General features: G+C 42.9%; 19 protein-coding genes. 11 read left to right on the top strand and 8 right to left on the bottom strand.

Annotation, left to right across the window (positions count from 1 at the left end):
* Positions 1 to 70: 70 nt before the first annotated feature.
* A complete protein-coding gene (locus E5672_RS13970; RefSeq protein WP_136782754.1) occupies positions 71 to 955 on the bottom strand; it encodes a CvfB family protein in 885 nt (294 codons plus the stop codon).
* A gap of 65 nt (positions 956 to 1,020) precedes the next feature.
* Between E5672_RS13970 and E5672_RS13965 the strand changes: the two genes are divergently transcribed.
* From E5672_RS13965 to E5672_RS13950, 4 genes are all read left to right on the top strand, one after another.
* Positions 1,021 to 1,758 (top strand): 5-oxoprolinase subunit PxpA, encoded by a 738-nt coding sequence (locus E5672_RS13965; RefSeq protein WP_136782753.1) that lies wholly within the window; start codon positions 1,021 to 1,023, stop codon positions 1,756 to 1,758.
* Positions 1,759 to 1,892: 134 nt separating this feature from the next.
* Complete coding sequence (locus E5672_RS13960; protein ID WP_136782752.1) at positions 1,893 to 2,633, top strand: 5-oxoprolinase subunit B family protein; 741 nt, start codon at positions 1,893 to 1,895, stop codon at positions 2,631 to 2,633.
* A complete protein-coding gene (locus E5672_RS13955) occupies positions 2,630 to 3,577 on the top strand; it encodes a 5-oxoprolinase subunit C family protein (RefSeq protein WP_136782751.1) in 948 nt (315 codons plus the stop codon). Before E5672_RS13960 ends, E5672_RS13955 begins: the two co-directional genes overlap by 4 nt.
* Positions 3,574 to 4,440, top strand: coding sequence for a D-amino acid aminotransferase (locus E5672_RS13950; RefSeq protein WP_136782750.1), 867 nt, complete (start codon positions 3,574 to 3,576; stop codon positions 4,438 to 4,440). The genes E5672_RS13955 and E5672_RS13950 overlap by 4 nt, the downstream gene beginning before the upstream one ends.
* Before the next feature lie 55 nt (positions 4,441 to 4,495).
* Here E5672_RS13950 and fur read toward each other — a convergent pair whose 3' ends face one another.
* Positions 4,496 to 4,924, bottom strand: a complete 429-nt coding sequence (gene fur / locus E5672_RS13945; RefSeq protein ID WP_136782749.1) for a ferric iron uptake transcriptional regulator — start codon at positions 4,922 to 4,924, stop codon at positions 4,496 to 4,498.
* 313 nt (positions 4,925 to 5,237) lie between these two features.
* Between fur and E5672_RS13940 the strand changes: the two genes are divergently transcribed.
* Positions 5,238 to 7,244, top strand: coding sequence for a methyl-accepting chemotaxis protein (locus tag E5672_RS13940; protein WP_136782748.1), 2,007 nt, complete (start codon positions 5,238 to 5,240; stop codon positions 7,242 to 7,244).
* Between the two features lie 102 nt (positions 7,245 to 7,346).
* On the opposite strand, the gene fldA is transcribed toward E5672_RS13940, so the two are convergent.
* From fldA to E5672_RS13915, 5 genes are all read right to left on the bottom strand, one after another.
* Complete coding sequence (fldA, locus tag E5672_RS13935; protein ID WP_136782747.1) at positions 7,347 to 7,871, bottom strand: flavodoxin FldA; 525 nt, start codon at positions 7,869 to 7,871, stop codon at positions 7,347 to 7,349.
* Positions 7,872 to 7,897: 26 nt separating this feature from the next.
* Positions 7,898 to 8,116 carry a DUF2788 domain-containing protein gene (locus tag E5672_RS13930; RefSeq protein ID WP_012519093.1) on the bottom strand — a complete coding sequence of 73 codons (219 nt, stop codon included), beginning with the start codon at positions 8,114 to 8,116 and terminating at the stop codon, positions 7,898 to 7,900.
* A 124-nt stretch (positions 8,117 to 8,240) separates the two neighbouring features.
* The gene (locus tag E5672_RS13925; RefSeq protein WP_136782746.1) at positions 8,241 to 9,020 is read right to left on the bottom strand and encodes an alpha/beta fold hydrolase; all 780 of its coding nucleotides are present in this window, start codon (positions 9,018 to 9,020) and stop codon (positions 8,241 to 8,243) included.
* 103 nt (positions 9,021 to 9,123) lie between these two features.
* Positions 9,124 to 9,522 carry an H-NS histone family protein gene (locus E5672_RS13920; protein WP_136782745.1) on the bottom strand — a complete coding sequence of 133 codons (399 nt, stop codon included), beginning with the start codon at positions 9,520 to 9,522 and terminating at the stop codon, positions 9,124 to 9,126.
* Positions 9,523 to 9,644: 122 nt separating this feature from the next.
* Positions 9,645 to 11,294 carry an electron transfer flavoprotein-ubiquinone oxidoreductase gene (locus E5672_RS13915; protein ID WP_136782744.1) on the bottom strand — a complete coding sequence of 550 codons (1,650 nt, stop codon included), beginning with the start codon at positions 11,292 to 11,294 and terminating at the stop codon, positions 9,645 to 9,647.
* A 370-nt stretch (positions 11,295 to 11,664) separates the two neighbouring features.
* Between E5672_RS13915 and E5672_RS13910 the strand changes: the two genes are divergently transcribed.
* Positions 11,665 to 12,417 carry an electron transfer flavoprotein subunit beta/FixA family protein gene (locus E5672_RS13910; RefSeq protein ID WP_014998609.1) on the top strand — a complete coding sequence of 251 codons (753 nt, stop codon included), beginning with the start codon at positions 11,665 to 11,667 and terminating at the stop codon, positions 12,415 to 12,417.
* A complete protein-coding gene (locus E5672_RS13905) occupies positions 12,414 to 13,340 on the top strand; it encodes an electron transfer flavoprotein subunit alpha/FixB family protein (RefSeq protein WP_136782743.1) in 927 nt (308 codons plus the stop codon). Before E5672_RS13910 ends, E5672_RS13905 begins: the two co-directional genes overlap by 4 nt.
* 113 nt (positions 13,341 to 13,453) lie before the next feature.
* On the opposite strand, the gene E5672_RS13900 is transcribed toward E5672_RS13905, so the two are convergent.
* Complete coding sequence (locus E5672_RS13900; protein ID WP_014949733.1) at positions 13,454 to 13,762, bottom strand: isoamylase early set domain-containing protein; 309 nt, start codon at positions 13,760 to 13,762, stop codon at positions 13,454 to 13,456.
* Between the two features lie 381 nt (positions 13,763 to 14,143).
* On the opposite strand from E5672_RS13900, the gene E5672_RS13895 reads away from it, so the two are divergent.
* The 4 genes from E5672_RS13895 (at position 14,144) to E5672_RS13880 (ending at position 21,241) form a co-directional block, all read left to right on the top strand.
* Positions 14,144 to 15,376, top strand: coding sequence for an efflux RND transporter periplasmic adaptor subunit (locus E5672_RS13895; RefSeq protein WP_136782742.1), 1,233 nt, complete (start codon positions 14,144 to 14,146; stop codon positions 15,374 to 15,376).
* On the top strand, positions 15,376 to 18,510 hold the full coding sequence (locus E5672_RS13890; RefSeq protein WP_136782741.1) for an efflux RND transporter permease subunit: 3,135 nt from the start codon (positions 15,376 to 15,378) through the stop codon (positions 18,508 to 18,510). The genes E5672_RS13895 and E5672_RS13890 overlap by 1 nt, the downstream gene beginning before the upstream one ends.
* Before the next feature lie 48 nt (positions 18,511 to 18,558).
* A complete protein-coding gene (locus E5672_RS13885) occupies positions 18,559 to 20,733 on the top strand; it encodes a prolyl oligopeptidase family serine peptidase (protein WP_136782740.1) in 2,175 nt (724 codons plus the stop codon).
* A 151-nt stretch (positions 20,734 to 20,884) separates the two neighbouring features.
* Entirely contained in the window at positions 20,885 to 21,241 is a 357-nt protein-coding gene (locus E5672_RS13880; RefSeq protein WP_136782739.1) for a hypothetical protein, read from the top strand.
* The last annotated feature ends 88 nt before the right edge of the window (positions 21,242 to 21,329 follow it).

Raw genomic sequence — 21,329 nt, 5'->3', positions numbered from 1 at the left:
CATAAGAATAAAAAAAGGAAGCTGCAAGACAGGCTAGTTTAGCGCTTCAATGCAGCTGTAACATGTGCGTTTATTTGTTAAGGCGAACTGCATCTGGGCTAAGCGTGATTTTCTTTTGCTTATATAGCGCCCCTAACGCTTTTTTATACGCCGCCTTACTCACGTTAAAATGAGAGTAAATGGCTTCTGGCGCACTCTTATCTGTTAGCGTAGAAATCCCACCGTGGGCTTCCAAATCATCCAAAATGGCTTGTTGAAGTGCATCACGGCCACCTTTGTCTATGCGCTGAAGGGCTACATCCACTTTGCCGTCGTCACGAATGGTTTTAATTACCCCTTCAGTAGCTTGCCCGACTTTAAGCGGCTTAAAGGCATCGCTATGGAAAATAAGACCTAAGCTTTTTTCATTGATAACTACCTTAAAACCTAAATCAGTTTTGGCATAAACCAAGCATTGCACTGTGTCGCCCTCGTTGAGGTAGGCGCTACTTTCCTTTAGAAAATAGTGGAGCTTGGTAGCACCTAAAATACGCTGAGTTTTATCATCAAAAAAGGTGTGAACAACATAGTACATACCTGGATTAACAGGTTGAGCTTGGAAGTCGTTAGGCACTAAAAGGTCGTTGTCTAAGCCCCAATCGAAAAATGCACCAAAGTTAGTGGCAGATACTGCTTTAAGTACTTTAGTTTCACCAACTTGAATCAAAGGTTTCTTCATGGTGGCATAAAGATCGCCGCGCTGATCTGTGGCTACAAATACATCTACCTGCTGGCCTTCGGTAAGCGAAGTTTCTACTTCGTCAATCGCAAGGGTCACAGTTTGCAGCTCTTCAGCATCATCTATTTCTATTACGCAGTCGTTTTCGTCGTTGTTTTCGACAAGTGGCGCTAAAGCGTAGCCAAAAGGGTATTGGGCTACGACGCGTAATGTATTAATTTTTCCAATATTTATCATCAGCACTGACTTTTTAAAAAGAACAGGTAACATGATACTGGAATGAACGTAAGAGCTAAACCATTATGAAGTTAAATTGCGATTTAGGTGAGAGTTTTGGCGCATGGTCTATGCCGGTGGAATCGGCCATTATGGCAGAAATTGATCAGGCCAACATTGCATGTGGTTTTCATGCGGGTGATCCATTAGTCATGAAGCAGGCTATTCTGTCAGCTAAACAACATGACGTGGTCATAGGAGCACATCCAGCCTATCCAGACTTACAGGGCTTTGGCCGCAGAAGTATGGCGATTGCTGCCGATGAACTTAGCGCTATGATTCAATATCAAGTAAGCGCGTTAAGTGGGATGGCAAAAATTTGCGGAGCTAAAGTGAGCTATGTGAAACCTCATGGTGCGCTTTACAACGACATGATGAAAGATACTGCAGTCATGCGCACAGTCATGCAAAGCATCGCTGAAATAAATACGCAGCATTCAGATTCGCCCCTTGCGTTAATGGTGCAGGCTACTTCGCACAATGCGGCGCTTAAAGACGCTGCGCAAGAGTGGGGACTGCCGTTGTATTTTGAAGCATTTTCAGACAGGCGTTATACCGATGAAGGTTTGCTACAATCCCGCTTACTTGAAGGTGCCGTATTAAGCGAGAGCGACGCACTACTTCAAGCTAAACAACTTATATCGTCGGGTACGGTAACCACAGCTTCGGGAGCAACACTTGCAATAGAAGCGGATTCTCTGTGTGTACATGGTGATACTAAAGGGGCGGTGAGTATTGCAAAAAAAATCAGAACATTTCTATAAATTTGCCTCATTAAAAACACAATTTAAAAGAACAATATAAAAGGCTATCAACCTTTGTTGTACCAGGTGTTAGATACCTATTATCTAGCGCTCAATAGCAATAGTTATGGCCGTTAAGACAACAAGGACAGCAGATGCAAGCTTTCGGTCGCATTAAGCGAATAGTTACAGCAAGTGCAGACGCCATTATTTTGTATTTTGATGGCACAAACCTGGATGACGCAAATAACGCTTGTCATCACATGCTGGCAGCGATAGATAGCAAAAAGGGAAGCAATTCGTGGGCTTGGCTGCGTGAATGTGTGCCGTCCTACGACAGTTTATTAATTGTTTTTGACATGACATTAATTGATAGCCACGGTGTGTACCGTGCCCTAAGCAACTTAAGTACTGAAGACATATACCAGCAGTCAGACTCTTCACAAGCAAAAGGAAACGAAAGTAGCGCAGTGATTGATATTCCCGTTTGGTACGGTGCACCTAATGCAAGTGATTTGAGTGTAGTGAGTAAAAAAACGTCACTGTCTATTGAAGAAGTTATCGAATTGCACACAAGCACGACTTATAAAGTATACGCAGTGGGGTTTTCTCCGGGCTTTGCCTATATGGGCGATATTCCAGAAGCGCTCAAATGTGCGCGACTAGGAACACCGCGCAAACGAGTCCCCAAAGGTGCGGTCGCAATCGCTGACAGGCAAACTGCCGTTTACCCCAGTGAATCGCCTGGAGGATGGAATCTATTGGGGCTTACGGCATTCGACATGCTCATTCATAAAAAAGAGCAAAGTGAAGCCCGTTTAAAAGCAGGTGATGAGGTTAGGTTTGTTTCAGTTACTGAACAGGAATATAGAGCAGGATTGCAGGTTGAACGATGAGAATTGAAGTACTCAGTAAAGGACTGTTTAGCCTTATCATTGATAACGGACGGGTAGGGCGACAACGGGATGGTTTTTGTGAATCTGGTCCTATGGATAGTAACGCCTATGACTGGGCCAATTTTCTTGCCTTCAATTTAGATGGCACGCCATGCATTGAAGCCATTGGTGAAATGCGATTACGGGTCGATGAAGATTGTATAATTGCGGTAACTGGCAGGAATCCCTCGCTTGATATAGATGGAAACGCAAAAACAACATACCAAAGTCAAAAAGTACCGGCAGGTGCAACTATTACGTTTGGTAGTACATCACTTGGTTGCAAAGCTTATTTAGCGGTTGGTGGAAACTGGCAGGTTCCGAAAGCTGTGGGCAGTGCTTGTACCGTGGTTCGTGAACAGTTAGGCGGGCTAGATAACAAGGGAAGCGTGTTAAAAGAGGGAGACTGCATAGAGGTTTTAGCTAACACTAGAAACCAAGACAGCGCTAAAATGCGCACACTCCCTCAGCAACATATCGATGACTATGGATTCTTAGAGTCTATTCGCGTTATTCCAGGGTATCAGTTTTCGAGTTTTAGTACTGTAGCCATGCGTACCTTTGAAACGAGTAGCTATACGGTTTCTTCAGCTATCGATCGCATGGGGTTTAGGCTTACTGGTGAACCGGTCACCGCCGATATAGAAAATATGCGCTCTGAAGCAATTCATTTAGGCGCTATTCAAGTTCCCGGTGATGGACAGCCTATTGTAATGATGCGCGACAGGCAAACACTGGGGGGCTATCCAAAACTTGGTTGTGTAAGCCCCTGCGATATAAGTCGCTTGGCTCAAGCTATGCCTGGCGAAAAAGTGAATTTTGTTTTTCAACATGAAGAAGAAGCAAGGGCAGACTGGCTACTGATGACAAGCCGGCGTCGCCGATTACAAGGAGAAATATTGTGACAATTGCGTTTTTAAACGGTGAGTATATGCCTCTTTCTGAGGCAAAGATTTCTCCGATGGACAGAGGCTTTCTTTTTGGTGATGGTATTTATGAAGTTATTCCCACCTATACTGGCAAAGCGGTAGGTTTCAATGGCCACACTTCCCGTATGTCACAAGGCCTTAAAGCCATTGAAATCGCCAACCCTTATACAGCAGATGAATGGCAAGACATTTTGTCTAGCTTGGTTGAGAAAAACAGAGCATTTATTGAAAGTGGAAATATAGGCGTTTATTTCCATGTGAGTCGAGGCACCGATACAAAGCGTTTTCATGCATACCCCAAGAATATAGCGCCTACAGTATTTGGCTTCGCCTTTGAAATAGCACCGCCTCAGCCCACTACAAAAGCGGATGCAAAGCCTTTCAAAGTTGCGCTTCAGCAAGATAAAAGATGGCAACGCTGCCATATTAAATCCACTTCTTTGCTTGGCAATGTCATGCATTATCAAGCAGGTGTGGATGCTGGTGTTAACGAGACTATTTTGTACAACAATGAAGGCATGATAACCGAGGCAAGTTCGTGCAACGTATTTATGGTGAAAGACGGGTGTATTTATACGCCGCCATTAAATCATGAACTGCTTCCTGGTATTACACGTGCCATTGCCATTGAAGCATTTAAAGAAGCTGACTTAGTGGTAACTGAAACTTGGTTTAGTAAAGATGAATTGCTAAATGCAGATGAAGTATGGTTAACTTCTTCGAGCAAAGAGGTGGCACCGGTCGTTGAAGTAGACGGCAAACCAATTGGTGCTGGCGAAGTAGGTCCGGTTTGGGAAGAAGCAATTAAGGCTTATCACGCATACAAATTTAGTGCTTAATAAAGAAAAGGCCCGCTTAACTAAGCGGGCCTTTTGTTAAACAAAAATTGCTTTTTTAATCAGGAGCGTTGTCGCAGTTACCGTCTGTACATTCACCGTATAGGTAAAGGCTGTGATGCGTAAGCTTCATCTTGTGTTGCTTTGCAATCATCTCTTGGCGTTCTTCGATAATTTCGTCTTCAAACTCAATCACTTTGCCACACTTTAAACACACAAGGTGGTCGTGGTGATCTTTATGGCTGATTTCAAAAACAGATTTTCCACCTTCGAAATGGTGGCGATTTAGAATCCCTGCATCGTCAAATTGGTTTAATACGCGATAGACAGTAGCAAGACCGATCTCTTCACCCTGTTCGATAAGGATCTTATAAACGTCTTCAGCGCTGATATGTTGGTTTTCTGGCTCTTGCAGAATTTGTAAAATTTTAAGGCGAGGCAGAGTGACTTTAAGCCCTGCTTTTTTCAATTCTTTATTTTGATCCATTTCAGCCTACTAAGAACGAGTGAAAAAGTATTTGGTGGTTATTATAGGTAAGTTGAAACAATTTAAAAGCAAAACCGTGGAAACTTCGTTTTCTCGCCGAAATTTTGCCCAAGAAGAAAATATCGAAAAATTTTCTATTTAGACGCAGGCCTCGTGCTATGTGGCCTGACCAGAATGTAAGTACTCGATTTATCTAACAAATAAGCAAAATAAATAAAACTTTTGATGTATTGAATTAACATCCTGTTAAACTAAACTTAAAGAGTTACTTTCTTTTATTGTGGTTTTGGCATGTTTTTTAGTGGAAGTGCCCATGCGGTTAACAATTATAAATAAAATTACGTTAGGCTTCGGCTTATTCGGCTGCTTATTGTTACTTACTAGTATTCTTTCTTATTTTGGTCTTAGTGGTATTAAAGATTCTGCGCAAGATGTGGTAGAGCAAAAAATGCCGGTGCAGACCAGCATGGTAAAGGTTAAAACAGAAATCTTATCTTTGTCGGTGATAACCGCTAACGGTTATCATGTAGAAAATAGAGATGAACTCGACGCCAACAAGCAAACATTCAACTCGCTATCCTCTACCTTTTCCGATGATCTTGCGCGACTAAAGTCGCTTATGCCCAATAACTCGATAGCTAAAAATGCCGTTGAAGTGAGCCTGGCATATGTCAGCGACAGTATTGAAATGTATTCAGCAATCGATGAAAGGATGAATGTAGAAAAAGCGCTTACGGCACAACTTGAAAAAGTCCTGATGACTGCTGATGAAGCGAGCGCACTAATGCTCGACCTGTCTTATTTAGATGGTAATAATCCAAGCATAGAAACACTTATCGGTGCAGGTACCGCCATCGACAACAAGCTGCTAACAATGAACGATTCATTTATTGAGCTAGCTGAATCCAATGACGCCACGCAAAGTGCAAGTATTATTGAAGATCTCGAGTACCAGTTAAGTAATTTGCAGGTAGACAAGGATTATGTAAATCGATTGGCAACAGGGGTGGATGATGGTGGCACTATTGAGGCCTTTAATGCGCAATACGATTTATTAATAGACGCAGTTAACGGCACAAACGGTTTAATTGCGCTGCAACGCCAAAAATTGTCTGAAGTAGATAACGCGGCACAAGCGCAAAAACGGGCAAACCAAGCATTACAAACTGCGCTTACTGACATCAATACGCTGTTTGATACGGTTCAAGCACAGTCACTAGAGGGGCAAAATGCCATTCTTGAATCTGTGCAAGAAAATTTGCTTCGAAACATGATTGTTGCCGTGTTAGGCCTTACTACAGCTATATTTCTCGCTGTCATTGTTACTCGAAGTATTTCAAAACCGCTTGGTAGAATTAACAAGGGGTTAAGCTTGTTAAGTCAAGGCGATCTCAGCACTAAATTACCTGAAGAAGGCAATGATGAATTCTCCGCGCTTTCAGCCAAAGTGAACAGTTTAACAGACAGCTTACGAGAATTAGTGGGTAATATTCTTGAGCAAGAGAAGCGTTTGATTGAGATTACTAAAGAAAGTGTAGAACTTGGTAATAAAAGTTTGTCTGAGGTAGATAAACAACGAGAGCAAGTTACCGTTACCTCCACTAATACCCAAAATGTCCAAGACAAGAGCCGAAGCAACCTTGCTCAAATTAATGAAGCGATGGATGCGCTACGTACCATTACTAAACAAAGCACCGATATAGGTCACCTTGTACAAAAAAGCAGTGAGCAAGTAAGCAACCAAGCTAAACAGGCCGAGTCATCAGCCCAAGTCATCGGCCGTTTGGACGACAATTCGCGTAGTATCGGCAGTATTTTAGACGTTATAAAAACCATTGCAGAGCAGACTAATTTGTTGGCACTAAACGCCGCAATTGAAGCGGCGAGGGCCGGCGAACAGGGGAGGGGATTCGCTGTTGTTGCAGACGAAGTTCGAACTCTGGCCAACCGTACACATGACTCTACAGAAGAAATTGAGCAGATGATTGGCAATCTACAAAAAGATGCAGCACAAGCTGTAAAGGCTATCAATGCGGGTCGCGAGCAAGCTCAGGAAGGGGTAGTGATAACTCAGCAAGTGTCTGAGCAAGTAAATAGCATCCGCGAAATTATTGAGCGATTGAGCGATATTAATGAACACATTGTTGAAGACACAGAGCAACAAGACGTGTTGTTAGGTGATGTGGCGACAAGCCTAAATCGAATAGTTGCACTGGCAGACTCAAGCGCTCAAAGTACAAGACAGTCGAATGAGTCTACCATGATGCTAGACGCCCAAACCGAAACCTTAAGAAAAGCTGTAGAGCGCTTTCACTTGTAGAGGTAATTGAACAGCGATAATTAACGTTGGATTATTAGACACTTACTAACAAAAAACCGCTCTCTAAAGAGCGGTTTTTTATTTTCTGACTATACGCTTTATCTACGCAAGCTCAGCCAAGCATAGCTCGTCGTGAATTTGCTTACACCAAGCTTTTACGCGAGAGTCTGTTAGTTCTGGCTGACGGTCTTCGTCGATACCCAGACCTACAAAGTGATTGTCGTCAGCCATGCCTTTAGACGCTTCAAAGTCATAGCCATCAGTAGACCACTGACCCACTAAGATAGCGCCTTTTGCTTCCACGATGTCACGCACCATGCCCATCGCGTCTAAGAAGTATTCCGCGTAGTCTTCTTGGTCACCACAACCAAAAATGGCAACTAGCTTGTCGTTGAAATCAATTTGCTCAAGTTCAGGGAAGAAGTCATCCCAGTCGCATTGTGCTTCGCCGTAGTACCACGTAGGGATACCAAAGATAAGCAAATCAAATTCAGCGATGTCTTCTTTACTGCTTTTGGCAATGTCTTTTACATCAATTAGCTGTTTACCCAATTCCTTCTGGATCATTTTCGCAACATGTTCGGTGTTACCCGTGTCACTTCCGAAAAATAGGCCAACGCTTGCCATATCTAACCTCTATTAATCGTTACTAATTAAACGCCTGTGCTTAGCCAAAACCATTCAATAATGCCTTTCGCAAGAAATCCCAGTGCGCCTAAACCAAGCACACCGTACGTTACCACTCGTCCAATAAGTGGAACATCGTTCTTACGCAATACATCGTGCACAGCAAAACCCATTAACCCAAAAAGGATAGATAGGCCGCCATACAGCATGATGGACTCAATGAGTTCGTAATTTTCTGCAAGCATAGTGTTGTTACTTAAAAAAATCTGGCGCAACTATATCACAGTATATACGCCTGTAAGAGCCTAAAACGTTCAAAAATATGTAATAATAGTCATTCTCATCTCATTGAGTGAGAAATATCTATCATCAGGCCGTTTTATTGAGCGTTCTTTCTACAATGGCATTAAATGCCCCTGGCTTTTCAGCGTGTAACCAGTGCCCCGTTCCTTCAATTATATGTGCTTTTGCCTTAGGGAAGTAACGAGTAATGTCGTTGCGATAAGCCGGAGTGATGTAGTCAGATTCGCTACCCTTAATAAACAAGGTTACGCCATCAAAGGTTTGATTTGTTTGTTCCCAATCAATAATGTGCGAATAACTTGCAATAAGGCCAGCTACATTAAATCGCCACTTCCATGCTCCGCTCTCATCTTGATAAAGGCTCTTTAATAGAAACTGTCGAACGCCCGGCTCTTTGACGTGTGCGGCCATTTCCTTTTCCGCATCTTTCCTGCTTTGAATACTGTTCAAAGGGACAGCGTTAAGCCCGTCAAATACAGCTTGATGGCTATGGTCATAACTGACAGGGGCAATGTCTGCGACAATTAAATGAGATATTTTGTCACCATGATTCAACGCAAGCTTCATTGCCACTTTACCACCAAGGGAGTGACCTAAAACCGCGGTCTTTTCTATATTTAATGATTGCATAATGTCAAATATCGCTTCTGCAGCATCTGACATAGAAAATGACGAAGTCCAAGGCGACTCACCGTGGTCTGGCAGGTCAACGCTAACAATATTAAAGTTAGACTCAAAATAACGTTTAATGCCGGCCAAGTTATCAGCATTGCCAAAAAGGCCATGAATTAAAATAAGCCAAGGAAACGTAGAATTACATTTCGAAAGTTTGTAGTTTAACTTCACAATTTACTTTTCCAATGAAATAGCGCTATGGTGTTGTTGAATTTGCTATAAAACAAAATAAGGCCTGTAAATACAGACCTTATCTTATTATTAAACTGCTAAATTAATTAATAGCGTAATCGTCTAAAGATTTACCGCTATCTAGCGCCTCTTTATATACACGTGGCATGCGACCAATACCGGTCCATAGGTGCTCTTCACCGTTGCTATCAACAAGCTTAAATTTAATAGGGCGCTTTTTACCTACTTTTTTATTGGTATCTGTACTTAACGCTTGTAAGTCTTCTACGTTAAGACCCGCTTCTTCCATTTGCTTTTTAATTGCCGCTAGCTTCTCTAATTTTTCTTTCTCTAGCTTTTCTTGTTCTAACTGTTTTTCTTTTCTTTTTTCTATAATGCCGCTAAGTTTTTCCTGAACTTGTTCAAGTTCTTCAATGCTCAATTCCTTAACTGCACCTTGTAAACGTCTTCCATGGGTTAAAATATCTATAAATTCGTTCATTAATTAACCTTAATACGTTGTACTTAATTTCAAGGGGATGATAATTAAAAGTAGCACAAAAAAAAAGCGAGCTAAGCTCGCTTTTAAAAAATATCAGTTAAATAACCAATAATTACTGTAAATTACATATTTGGGTAATTTGGACCACCAGCACCTTCTGGTACAACCCACTTAATATTCTGGCTCGGATCTTTAATGTCACACGTTTTACAGTGAACACAATTTTGTGCATTAATTTGGAACCGCTTTTCACCTTGCTCTTCAATTACTTCATACACGCCAGCCGGGCAGTAACGCTGTGCGGGTTCTGCAAATTTCGGCAAATTAACCTGTAAAGGAATAGAAGGGTCTTTTAATTTTAAGTGACAAGGCTGATCTTCCTCGTGATTCGTATTCGACAAAAATACAGAAGATAATTTATCAAAGCTAAGTACACCGTCCGGCTTTGGATAAGAAATTTCTTTCGCGTCTTTTGCTTCCTTAAGCTGTGCATAATCTTTGTGTTCGTCTTTCATGGTAAAGAATAAATTACCGTTAAAGATATTTTGCTCTAGCGTATTGAAAGCACCACCCCAGAAATTGCCGAGTTTATGAATAGCAGGGCCGAAATTACGAGAGCGGAATAACTCATCATATAACCACGAAGACTTAAATTTCTCAGTAAAACTTGTTAGCTCTTTAGTTGGAGTCTCTGCATTTTCAGATAGGGCCTCAAATATACTTTCAGCCGCAAGCATGCCTGACTTCATAGCTGTGTGGTTACCCTTGATTTTAGCAAAATTCAATGTGCCTGCTTCACAGCCTACCAGTAAGCCACCTGGGAAAGTCATTTTAGGTAAAGAGTTAAACCCACCTTTTGCAATTGCACGTGCGCCATAAGATACACGTTTACCGCCTTCAAGGTACTGTTTAAACACAGGGTGGTGTTTCAAGCGTTGGAATTCGTCAAACGGGCTCAGATATGGGTTATCGTAATTAAGGTCAACGATTAAGCCTACAAAAACCTGGTTATCTTCGGCATGATATAAGTAACTACCGCCGGTAGCATCGTCAAGCGGCCAGCCTGCGCTATGTACTACTAAACCTGGCTGATGTTTAGCCGGGTCAATATCCCAAATTTCTTTAAAGCCAATGGCGTAATGCTGCGGTGAGCTGTCTTCATCTAGCTTAAAATGAGAAATTAGCTCTTTGCCTAGATGTCCGCGACAGCCTTCTGCAAAAACAGTGTATTTAGCACGTAGTTCCATGCCCGGCATGTAGCCGTCTTTTGGCTCTCCGTCTTCACCCACCCCCATGTCGCCGGTAAGCACACCGCCAACACTACCATCTTCATTATAAATAACCTCAGAAGCTGCAAAGCCGGGGAACACCTCAACGCCTAGCTGTTCAGCTTGTTCAGCTAGCCAACGGCTAACGTTACCCATAGACACAATATAGTTACCATCGTTATGCATGGTTTTTGGTGTAATGCCGTTAGGTAGTTTTTTCGCTGAAGTTTCATCATTAAGTAAGTAAATGTGGTCTTCAGTAACTGGTGTATTAAGTGGTGCGCCTTTCTCTTTCCAATCTGGAAACAGTTCATTAAGCGAGCGCGGCTCGAATACGGCGCCGGAAAGAATATGTGCGCCTACTTCGGAGCCTTTTTCGACCACGCAAACCATTAGCTCTTGGTCTTTTTCATTTGCAAGCTGCATAAGCTTACAAGCAGTTGATAATCCAGCTGGGCCGGCACCGACGATGACTACGTCAAACTCCATCGATTCTCGTTCCACGGGAGGCTCCTTATGTTTGTATTTTTATAGTGCACTATTGATGAAACAAATAATGCTTTGTGTCAAAAACATGTAAATTAATTGTCGTTTTGCAAGGTAATGCAGGTTGACGTTTACGTCAACAGTAAGTACATTGCAAAGCAGTTTACGTTAACGTTAACTGGTAGTGCATTATAACTGCTCGTAAACGTGGTGTTAACGTCGTTTTAAGGCTAGCCTTTAAAAAACGTACGTTCCACAGATTCTTTTTTAACGTAGAAACATTGTTAAAGTTTCAAAAAGCGTGGTGAAGTAATACGTTTTTAATTATTAATAGTTAATTATTAATGAAACGTAATAGACACCGACGAACTCAACAATTGAGGTAAATATGAAAATACTCGTACCGGTCAAACGCGCGATCGACTACAACGTTAAGGTAAGAGTGAAAGCCGATGAATCAGGCGTTGATCTTACTAACGCGAAAATGGCGATTAACCCTTTTTGTGAAATTGCGGTTGAAGAGGCTGTTCGACTAAAAGAGAAAGGTGTGGCAACTGAAATCGTAGTGGTTTCAATTGGTGATAAAAGCTGCCAAGAACAAATTCGTACAGCACTCGCCCTAGGTGCTGACCGAGGTATCCAAATTGATACCGACCAAAACCTTGATTCGCTTCAAGTGGCTAAGCTGTTATCAAAAGTTGTGGAAGAAGAGCAACCTCAATTAGTTATCCTTGGTAAGCAGAGTATCGACTCTGACAATAATCAAACAGGACAAATGCTTGCCGCACTTACTGGCATGCCTCAGGGGACTTTTGCCTCTGAAGTGGTTGTGGACGGTGAAAAAGTAAATGTAACTCGTGAAATCGACGGCGGCCTTCAAACAGTAGCACTTTCGCTTCCAGCAGTGGTGACTACCGACCTACGCCTAAACGAGCCACGTTACGCGTCACTTCCTAATATTATGAAAGCAAAGCGTAAACCGCTAGATGTTAAAGCGGCAGCTGATTTTGGTGTTTCACTAGAATCAAATGTTAAGGTACTTAAAGTGACGCCTCCACCTCAGCGCGAGGGTGGCATTAAAGTAGCAGACGTTGCTGAGTTGGTAGACAAGTTGAAAAATGAAGCAAAGGTGATCTCATGAGCGTACTCGTATATGCAGAACACGACAATGCAAGCTTAAAGACGGAAACGCACAAGCTTGTGAACGCCGCACAAAAAATGGGTGGAGATATTCACGTATTAGTTGCAGGTGAAGGTTGCCAAGCAGTTGCTGAAGCTGCAGCGCAAATTGAAGGCGTAGCAAAAGTACTTGTTGCTGACAATGCGGTTTATAAAAACCAGCTTGCTGAGAATACGGCTGACCTAGTAGTAGAGCTTGCTGGCGACTACAGCCATGTTGTTGCTGCTGCAACCACGACAGGTAAGAACTTCATGCCTCGCGTAGCGGCATTATTAGATGTAGCGCAAATCTCTGACATTATCGGCGTAGAAAGCGAAGATACCTTTGTTCGTCCAATCTATGCAGGTAATGCCATTGCTACTGTTCAATCATCTGATGCGAAGAAGGTAATTACAGTTCGTGCCGCATCGTTCGATGCAGCTTCAACAGGCGGTAGCGCAGAAGTTGCAGCAGTGGACGTTGTAAAAGGCAGTGATAAGTCTGATTTCGTATCGGCAGAGCTGACTGAGTCTGAGCGACCTGAATTAACTGCAGCAGAAGTGGTAATTTCAGGTGGCCGTGGTATGCAAAACGGTGACAACTTCAAGCTTCTTGAGGGCATTGCTGACAAGCTAGGTGCTGCTATTGGTGCCTCACGCGCCGCAGTAGATGCTGGGTTCGTTCCGAATGATATGCAGGTAGGTCAAACAGGTAAAATTGTTGCGCCTCAGCTATATATTGCTGTAGGTATCTCGGGCGCTATTCAGCACCTTGCAGGTATGAAAGATTCTAAAGTCATTGTTGCTATCAACAAAGATGAAGAAGCGCCAATCTTCCAGGTTGCTGACTACGGGTTAGTAGGTGACTTATTTGATGTACTACCAGAGTTGGAAGGCTCTCTGTAGTTTACATCATCTGAAGAAATAAGACGAAAGGCTGCATTTATGCAGCCTTTTTTGTAGGAGCGTAAAGCAATATTCGAGGTAGAAACAGCTATGCTTCGTTTAAGAATGAAAAATTAAACGCGCACTACAGAGTTATCTTCTATGCTCACAGGAGAGGGGATATAAGCATCTGCCTCCCAGTCGTTTTCCCATTTTTCACCATCGATGAGATAACGAAATTGGTATTCATGATCTTTCTCTAAATCAACAGTTAACGTGAAGTCACCACTTTTCAATTTCTTCATTGTTAACGGCTGCGATTTCCAGTCAGTAAAGTCACCACACAACGCTGCTTCTTTGGCATCTTGGGCCGCTTCCGCATTCAGTCGAAATGTCACTTTGCACAAAGGTTTTGATTTAAGGTATTGTTTCTTAAGACTCATAATGTGTTTTCCCTTCAACGTAGCGAAATCTTTCCCGAGGCTACTTCGCATTAAGACTACGCTTAACTTACAACCGCCGGTTAACTCATAACCAATGAGTGATTAAATAATCAACGAAAAACTGATAATTATCAATCTTACTTTGTATTCTTTTGATATTTTTTTATATTAGGAAAGCTGATTTAAGTGTGCACATTGAAAACAATAAATAGACACAAAATTTAACAATCTAAATTGGGCATGCAAAACATAAAATTAGTACAATAGTGTTGTAACAATAATAATAGAATTTAATGGGTTATCGTGTGTTTAATGATGCGTGCAGTGAGTAGCTGCGCCAACCTCATTCACGCGGGTTGCCTTCGTTCCTAGGGATAGTAAATGAAAAACTCCATGTTGATGAAAAGTGGTCTTCCATTAATCATATTGCTGGTCGCGTTTATCGCGGCTGCCGTTATGATCAAGTCTCGCAAGCCTCCCGAGCAAGTTCCCGTAGAAATCCCTGCTTTTCTTGTCAATGCAAAAGAAGTTTCTGCAGAGCCCGTAAATTTCATTGTTAAATCTCAAGGCAATGTGGTGCCTAGAAATAAAACGGCATTAAGTGCACAAGTGAGTGGGCAAGTAATAAGCTTATCTGATGTATTTATCGCAGGGGGTACCTTCAAGAAAGGTGATGTGCTGGCTACCCTTGAACAAGATGATTATCGCACCGACCTTAAACTTGCCGAAGCAGAGCTTGCCCAAGCTCAGGCTGCCCTTCAAGAAGAAATTGCCCGGGGTAAAGTAGCCGAACAAGAATGGCGTTCGGTCAGCAGTGTGGCTCCACCCGAGTTAGGTTTAAGAAAACCTCAGCTGGCAAAGGAACAAGCAAACGTAAAAGCAGCAGAAGCGAAGTTAGAACGCGCTAAGCGTAACTTGGCTAGAACGCAAATTACCGCTCCTTATAACGGTATTGTAGTTGAGCGTAATATCGACCTTGGTCAGTTTGTGGCAATGGGCTCGGTACTTGGCACTATTTATTCTACTGACACTGCCGAAGTAAGACTACCCATCACCGACAGCGACCTGATGTTTATCAATATTGCGGGGCAATCTAATGACGGTGCGCCAGTATCTTTAGCAGCCTCAGTTGGTGGTGTGAAAACAACGTGGGAAGGTACGCTTGTGCGCTCAGAGGGTATTTTAGATACAGGTAGCAGGGTAGTGTACGCCATTGTTGAAGTGAAAGACCCTTACAACTTGAAGTCTTCACACAAAGCTCCATTGCGTTTCGGCCAATTCGTGGAAGCAGAAATTACCTCTCGCCAGAATGAGCAACTTGTGGTGCTACCTCGCAGTATTTTGCGCTTGGACAATACGGTACTGACCGTTAACGACAACCGCGAAATAGAAATCAAATCGGTAGAAGTGGCACGTACTACGGCAAAAGAAGTGTTCGTTCGTTCTGGTATTGCTGAAGGGAGTTTAGTGGTAACCAGTGCGGTACCAAACCCTTATACCGGTATGAAAGTACGCCTTCCCGGTGACGAGCCCGTGCTAGCTGACACCGCAGAAGCGGATACTTCTGACAGCACCGATGCAGTACAAAGTGAACGCTCGGAAGGTGACAACTAATGAGTCGTATCGATACAAACAAAGGGCTTATTGCTTGGTTTGCACGCAATAATGTGGCGGCCAACCTGCTGATGATTTTGCTTATTGTGGGCGGCTTGTTCAGTGCTTTCAGTATACAAAAACAAGTATTTCCGAGCTTTGAAATTGACGTGATTAGTGTTCGCGTGCCTTATTTAGGCGCTGCGCCTCAAGAAGTAGAAGAAGGGGTGCTTCTTAAAATTGAAGAGGCCATTAAGGACTTGGAGGGAATAAAGCAGCTTAACTCTACCGCCGTAGAAGGCATGGGAACAGTAAGTATTCAGGTTGAAGAAGACTATGATGTTCAGTCATTGCTTGATGAAGTAAAAGTACAAGTTGACGCTATTCCAAGTTTCCCAGCCGACACCGAAAAGCCTGTTATTTATCGTCAAAAAATTCAACAAGACGTAATATGGCTGTCGGTTTACGGTGATGCCTCTGAAAGAGAACTCAAAGAGTTTGCTAAAGATTTACGCGACGATATCGCAAACTTGCCAGGTATCTCCAGCGTTCAGGTTGTGGGCGCAAGAGACTATGAAATTTCTGTAGAACTTTCTGAAGTTGATTTGCAAAAGTATAACCTTACGTTCGCTGATGTTGTGGCGCGTTTAAGCCAAACCAGTGTGGACTTACCCGGTGGTTCAATCCGCACTGAAAACGGGGACATTCTGCTTAGAACAAAAGGGCAGGCCTATACAGGCTGGGACTTCTCCCAAATCGTACTAGTCACAAACGCCAACGGGACTCGTGTTACCCTTGGCGACGTGGCCTATATTAACGATGGCTTTATTGAAAACAACCAATATGCACTGTTCGATGACAAACCTGCGGTTAGTCTGCGGGTACAAGCTGTGGGTGACCAAAATGCGCTAGAAATTTCAGAGCAAGTTAACAACTATATTGACAGCAAAAAATCTGAATTTCCGGCTCACATTACCGCTGATACTTGGGGCGATAGCTCATTTTATCTGGCCGACCGACTTAACATGATGCTTGAAAACATGTTTTTCGGTGCGCTGCTTGTATTCTTAGTACTTTCACTGTTCTTAAAAATTAAACTCGCGTTCTGGGTAATTGTTGGCCTGCCAGTTTGCTTTTTAGGAACCTTGCTCGTCATGCCGTTAGACATGGTTGGCGTATCTATTAACATGCTAAGTTTGTTTGCCTTCATTCTTGTACTGGGGATTGTGGTTGATGACGCAATTATCATGGGTGAATCAGCTTACTCTGAAATAGACAAAAAAGGGCACAATGCTGATAACGTTATTGCGGGCGTTAAAAAAGTTGCTATGCCGGCAACATTTGGTGTTTTAACCACCATTGCCGCATTTTCTCCTATGCTTATGGTATCTGGGCCATTCGGTATTATCTGGAAAACCATAGGTATGGTAGTTATTGTTTGCCTTATTTTCTCACTGATCGAATCTAAGCTAATACTGCCGGCGCACTTGGTACACATGAAGCTTAAGCCTTATGATCCGGAAAAAGCTAACGCGTTTCAAAAGTTCCGAGACTTCTTCAGTGAAGGCATAAAAACGTTTATTAATAATAAGTACGCCCCGTTTTTAGCAAAAGCAATAAGAAATCGTTACACCACTGTGTCTATTTTTGTGGCCATGCTGATCCTTACAGTAGGCCTATTCGGCGGTGGTATTGTACGCTTTGTATTCTTCCCGAATATTCCTAGTGACTTTATGATGGCAAGCTTTGAGTTAGAGCCTGGTTCGTCACTAGAACAGCGCGACAAGGTACTAACGACTCTTCGTGAAGCCATGCACCGCATGGACGATAAAGTCGCAGAAGAGTCAGGTGAAAATGTCATTAAGCACGCTATTGCTTTTGACAATGGTAACTTAGGTGGTGAAATTTTTGCTGAGCTGACCAAGGGCGAAACCCGCACGCTTACTGACTTTGAAATTCAAGATATGTGGCGTCAAGAGGTCCCTGAAATTCCTGGCGTGAAGTCATTTAATATCAGCTCTCCGGGTGGTCCTGGCGGAGGTTCTGACCTTAGTTTTGAATTCAGCTCCAGTGATATTAAAGCGTTGCGCGCTATCAGCGACGACATAAAAGAAGCTTTAGATAAATATGAAGGCGTTACCGATATTAACGATACTTTTTCAGGCGGTAGCGAAGAAATTCAGCTAGCGCTGAAACCTCAGGCCGATGCGTTAGGTATTTCACTTCGCGATTTAGGTCAGCAAGTTCGCTTTGGTTTTTATGGTGCAGAAGTGCAGCGTATTCAACGAGACGATGAAGAAATAAAAGTCATGGTGCGCTACCCGAAAGCGGAACGTAGCTCTATAGAGCACCTCGAAAATATGCGTATTCGTGCGCCAAACGGTCAAGAGATCCCATTCGAGCAGGTGGCTACCTTCACCGTAGGTCAAGGGTTCGATTCAATTATTCGTGTCAATGGTAAACGTTCAGTTACCGTAACCGGAGTTGTGGATAAAGCATTGCTTGACCCGTCTGAAGTGACTAACGATGTGATTGAGAATTTAATGCCAGACCTACTCGCCCGCTATCCTGGTGTTGAGTTCCAGCTTCAAGGAAATTCAAAGGAGCAGGCTGATGCTATGTTTAGTTTAATGCAGGGGCTTTTATTCGCGCTATTTGCCATTTACGCCTTACTTGCTATTCCGCTTAAGTCTTACAGCCAACCTTTCATCATTATGTCTGTAATTCCTTTTGGTATCGTTGGTGCGATTGTTGGACATTTAGTATTGGGCATGGCGGTAAGTGTGCTTTCGTTCTGCGGTATTATCGCATTGTCGGGTGTTGTAGTTAATGACAGCCTGATCATGGTGGATTTTGTTAACCGTGCGCGTAAAGAAGGCATGTCGCTTATGGATGCAGCCATTAGTGCAGGTACACAGCGATTCAGAGCCATCATCTTAACGTCACTGACAACCTTTATGGGGCTTATGCCAATAGTATTCGAGCGCAGTCTACAGGCTCAAGTTGTGATACCCATGGCTATTTCTTTAGCCTTTGGTATTTTGTTTGCCACAGTGATCACCTTGCTGCTAGTTCCTGCGCTGTACCTTATTCTAAATGACCTTAAAAACGTATTTAAAGGTCGAAAACACGCAGAACTTACGACAGAAAGTTAAATAGATAATGCCGGGTAACACCGGCATTTTTCTTTTAAGGATTAAAACATGAAGAAAAAGCTAATGTACGCTGGTGTAGTTGCGGCATCTGCAGGCTTAACGTTCGCTTGCACAAGCGGGAATACTGAACCTAACGCAGCGGTACCCGTTGAGGTAAAAAGTGAAGTGCAGAGTGTTGCTATGCCAAAGATTTCTGGCTACCCAGAAACTAAAACCGTGGAGCAAGAAGACAACTACCATGGCACTATGGTTAGCGATCCTTACCGCTGGTTAGAAGAAGAAAAGAGCGAAGAGGTGAAGGCGTGGGTTGATTCACAAAATGCGCTTGCTCGCCCTTACTTGGCAAATTTACCGTCTAGAGAGCGTTATAAAGAACGTTTAACCGCGCTATGGGATTACGAAAAGTATTCCACACCTTATATGGTTAACGGCAAGCTGTTTTATTCTTATAACGACGGCCTTCAAAACCAATATGTGCTTTATATGGCAGACAGCGTGAACGGTAAAGCTGAATTATTGATCGACCCCAATACATTGAGTGACGACGGCACAGTATCTATGGCGTCGACTGAACTCAGCCCTAAAGCTTCATATCTTGCTTACATGCTTTCTGACGGCGGTACAGACTGGAAAACTATTCACATTCGCAATACCACGAGTAAAGCGGATTTAACCGATACTATCAAAGGTATTAAGTTTTCAAATATTGCATGGTTGCCTGATGAAAGCGGTTTTTTCTATTCTCGTTATCCTAAAACAGAAGCGGGTAAGTACGACGATAGCCAAACCGTATCTATCTATTTTCATGCAATAGGGACACCACAAAGCGAAGATAAAAAAGTCTTTGCGTTTGACAACAAGCCTACATGGAACCCTTATCCTTCAGTTGTTCAAGATGGCAAAACATTGCTTATATCTGTGTTTGAAGGGTATCAGTCGAACGGTGTTTACGCGAAATCGCTAGAAGATAAAAACAGTGAGTTTGTTCCTGTTTTCGACAAATGGGATGGGCGCTACGATTTAATCGGTGAACACAACGATGCGCTGTTTTTCACTTCTACTGCAGATGCACCGACAGGTAAGGTTATTAAGGTTGATTTCGATGGTGGCGTTAAAGCAACAGAAACCGTGATTGAAAGTACGTCTGATACCTTATCTAGCGTTTCACTTTTAGGCGAAAAGCTTTTTGCTCAGTATTTAAAAGATGTAAAAGGGCAGGTAAGTGTATTTGATTTAAGCGGCAAAAAAGTTGATGAAATTGCGTTTTCTGACATTGGAAGCGTGAGCGGCTTTTATGGCAGCAAAAACACCGATACCACTTTCTATAAACTAACGGGGTTCACCAACCCTGGTCAAGTGTTTGCCTATGATGTAGAAAGCGGCGAATCATCGTTATTTAAAACCATCGATACAGGTATTAATTATGATGACTACGAAACGAAGCAAATTTTTTACACCAGTAAAGATGGAACAAAGGTTCCCATGTTTATTGTGCATAAGAAAGGCCTGAAGCTAGATGGAAATAATAAAACGCTACTATACGGGTATGGAGGTTTTAATATTTCACTGCTGCCACGATATTCAGTATCGCGAATGGTGTGGGTAGAGCAGGGTAATGTGCTTGCCATCGCTAATTTAAGGGGTGGTGGCGAGTATGGTCAACAGTGGCACAAGGCTGGCACTAAGCTAAACAAACAGAATGTATTTGACGATTTTATTGCAGCGGGAGAGTACTTAGTTGAAAGCGGCTATACCACACCGGAGAAAATGGGTATTCAAGGTGGCTCTAATGGTGGGTTGCTTGTGGGGGCGACCTTAACTCAGCGTCCTGATCTTTTCTCTGCTGCCTTACCCGCAGTGGGTGTGTTAGACATGCTTCGTTATCATACGCCTAGTGCGAATGCGCGAGCTTGGTCTTCGGATTATGGCTTAAGTGAAAATAAAGATGAATTCGAAGCGCTTTATGCTTATTCACCACTTCACAATACTAAACCTGGCACGTGCTACCCAGCTACACTAGTTACTACAGGTGATCATGATGACCGGGTTGTGCCGTGGCACAGCTATAAATTTGCAGCGCAACTACAGGCAGATCAAGGCTGTGATAATCCAGTATTGCTTCGCGTTGAAACCCGCGCAGGTCACGGAGCAGGCACACCCACATGGATGCAAATAGAAGGGTATGCCGATCAATGGGCCTTTCTAGAATCCGCCCTGCATTAATTAAAATTTCAACTTGAAACAAAGGCCGCTTAAAAAAGCGGCTTTTTTGTTTGCATTTTAAACAAATGACCATATACTGTATAAATATCAGTATGGTTTATTTTGAGTCTTATATTGGTTCGCTGATTAGCGTAACTTTTAGGGGAATATTATGCAAACAGGCATTAAAGCGGTTGACCAGCTTATTTCAAAACACGGAATTATGGCCGATTTAGGTGCAGATACGTTTCAACGCCGCACTCGCTTAACCGGCGGTGATGAGCGCGCAAACGGGTTGCCTTTCTGTATGTATCAAAAAGTGGCGTATGCCCCTTTATCTCATCAATTCACGGTACATCACTTTTATATGCCGGGTAATAAAGGGAAGTTAGCGAGCTTTTTGTTTAACGAAAAAGGCCAGCTTATAGAGCAGGTTTATTATCAAAAGGTCGCGCGTTGGGTACAGGTGTGCAGAAAGTTACAGCAGCTAGTGCAAACGCCTAGTTCTGATATTCACTTGGCGGCGTAGATGGGATAAAAAAAGCGGTAACGTTTTTCAACGCAACCGCTCTTTAACAAGGTGAATAGGTAGGTTCTATGAATGAAAAGCCCTACCT

The sequence above is a fragment of the Alteromonas portus genome (genome assembly GCF_005117025.1).
In the GTDB taxonomy this organism is placed as follows: Bacteria; Pseudomonadota; Gammaproteobacteria; order Enterobacterales; family Alteromonadaceae; genus Alteromonas; species Alteromonas portus.
The sequence above is the reverse complement of the archived record's forward strand: the minus strand, read 5'-3'. Positions and strand labels throughout refer to the sequence as shown.

Excerpts from the sequence above, each read along its gene's own strand:
- E5672_RS13970 (WP_136782754.1), bottom strand. The coding sequence starts at position 955 with ATGATAAATATTGGAAAAATTAATACATTACGCGTCGTAGCCCAATAC.
- E5672_RS13965 (WP_136782753.1), top strand. The coding sequence starts at position 1,021 with ATGAAGTTAAATTGCGATTTAGGTGAGAGTTTTGGCGCATGGTCTATG.
- E5672_RS13960 (WP_136782752.1), top strand. The coding sequence starts at position 1,893 with ATGCAAGCTTTCGGTCGCATTAAGCGAATAGTTACAGCAAGTGCAGAC.
- E5672_RS13955 (WP_136782751.1), top strand. The coding sequence starts at position 2,630 with ATGAGAATTGAAGTACTCAGTAAAGGACTGTTTAGCCTTATCATTGAT.
- fur (WP_136782749.1), bottom strand. The coding sequence starts at position 4,924 with ATGGATCAAAATAAAGAATTGAAAAAAGCAGGGCTTAAAGTCACTCTG.
- E5672_RS13940 (WP_136782748.1), top strand. The coding sequence starts at position 5,238 with ATGCGGTTAACAATTATAAATAAAATTACGTTAGGCTTCGGCTTATTC.
- fldA (WP_136782747.1), bottom strand. The coding sequence starts at position 7,871 with ATGGCAAGCGTTGGCCTATTTTTCGGAAGTGACACGGGTAACACCGAA.
- E5672_RS13930 (WP_012519093.1), bottom strand. The coding sequence starts at position 8,116 with ATGCTTGCAGAAAATTACGAACTCATTGAGTCCATCATGCTGTATGGC.
- E5672_RS13920 (WP_136782745.1), bottom strand. The coding sequence starts at position 9,522 with ATGAACGAATTTATAGATATTTTAACCCATGGAAGACGTTTACAAGGT.
- E5672_RS13910 (WP_014998609.1), top strand. The coding sequence starts at position 11,665 with ATGAAAATACTCGTACCGGTCAAACGCGCGATCGACTACAACGTTAAG.
- E5672_RS13905 (WP_136782743.1), top strand. The coding sequence starts at position 12,414 with ATGAGCGTACTCGTATATGCAGAACACGACAATGCAAGCTTAAAGACG.
- E5672_RS13900 (WP_014949733.1), bottom strand. The coding sequence starts at position 13,762 with ATGAGTCTTAAGAAACAATACCTTAAATCAAAACCTTTGTGCAAAGTG.
- E5672_RS13895 (WP_136782742.1), top strand. The coding sequence starts at position 14,144 with ATGAAAAACTCCATGTTGATGAAAAGTGGTCTTCCATTAATCATATTG.
- E5672_RS13890 (WP_136782741.1), top strand. The coding sequence starts at position 15,376 with ATGAGTCGTATCGATACAAACAAAGGGCTTATTGCTTGGTTTGCACGC.
- E5672_RS13885 (WP_136782740.1), top strand. The coding sequence starts at position 18,559 with ATGAAGAAAAAGCTAATGTACGCTGGTGTAGTTGCGGCATCTGCAGGC.
- E5672_RS13880 (WP_136782739.1), top strand. The coding sequence starts at position 20,885 with ATGCAAACAGGCATTAAAGCGGTTGACCAGCTTATTTCAAAACACGGA.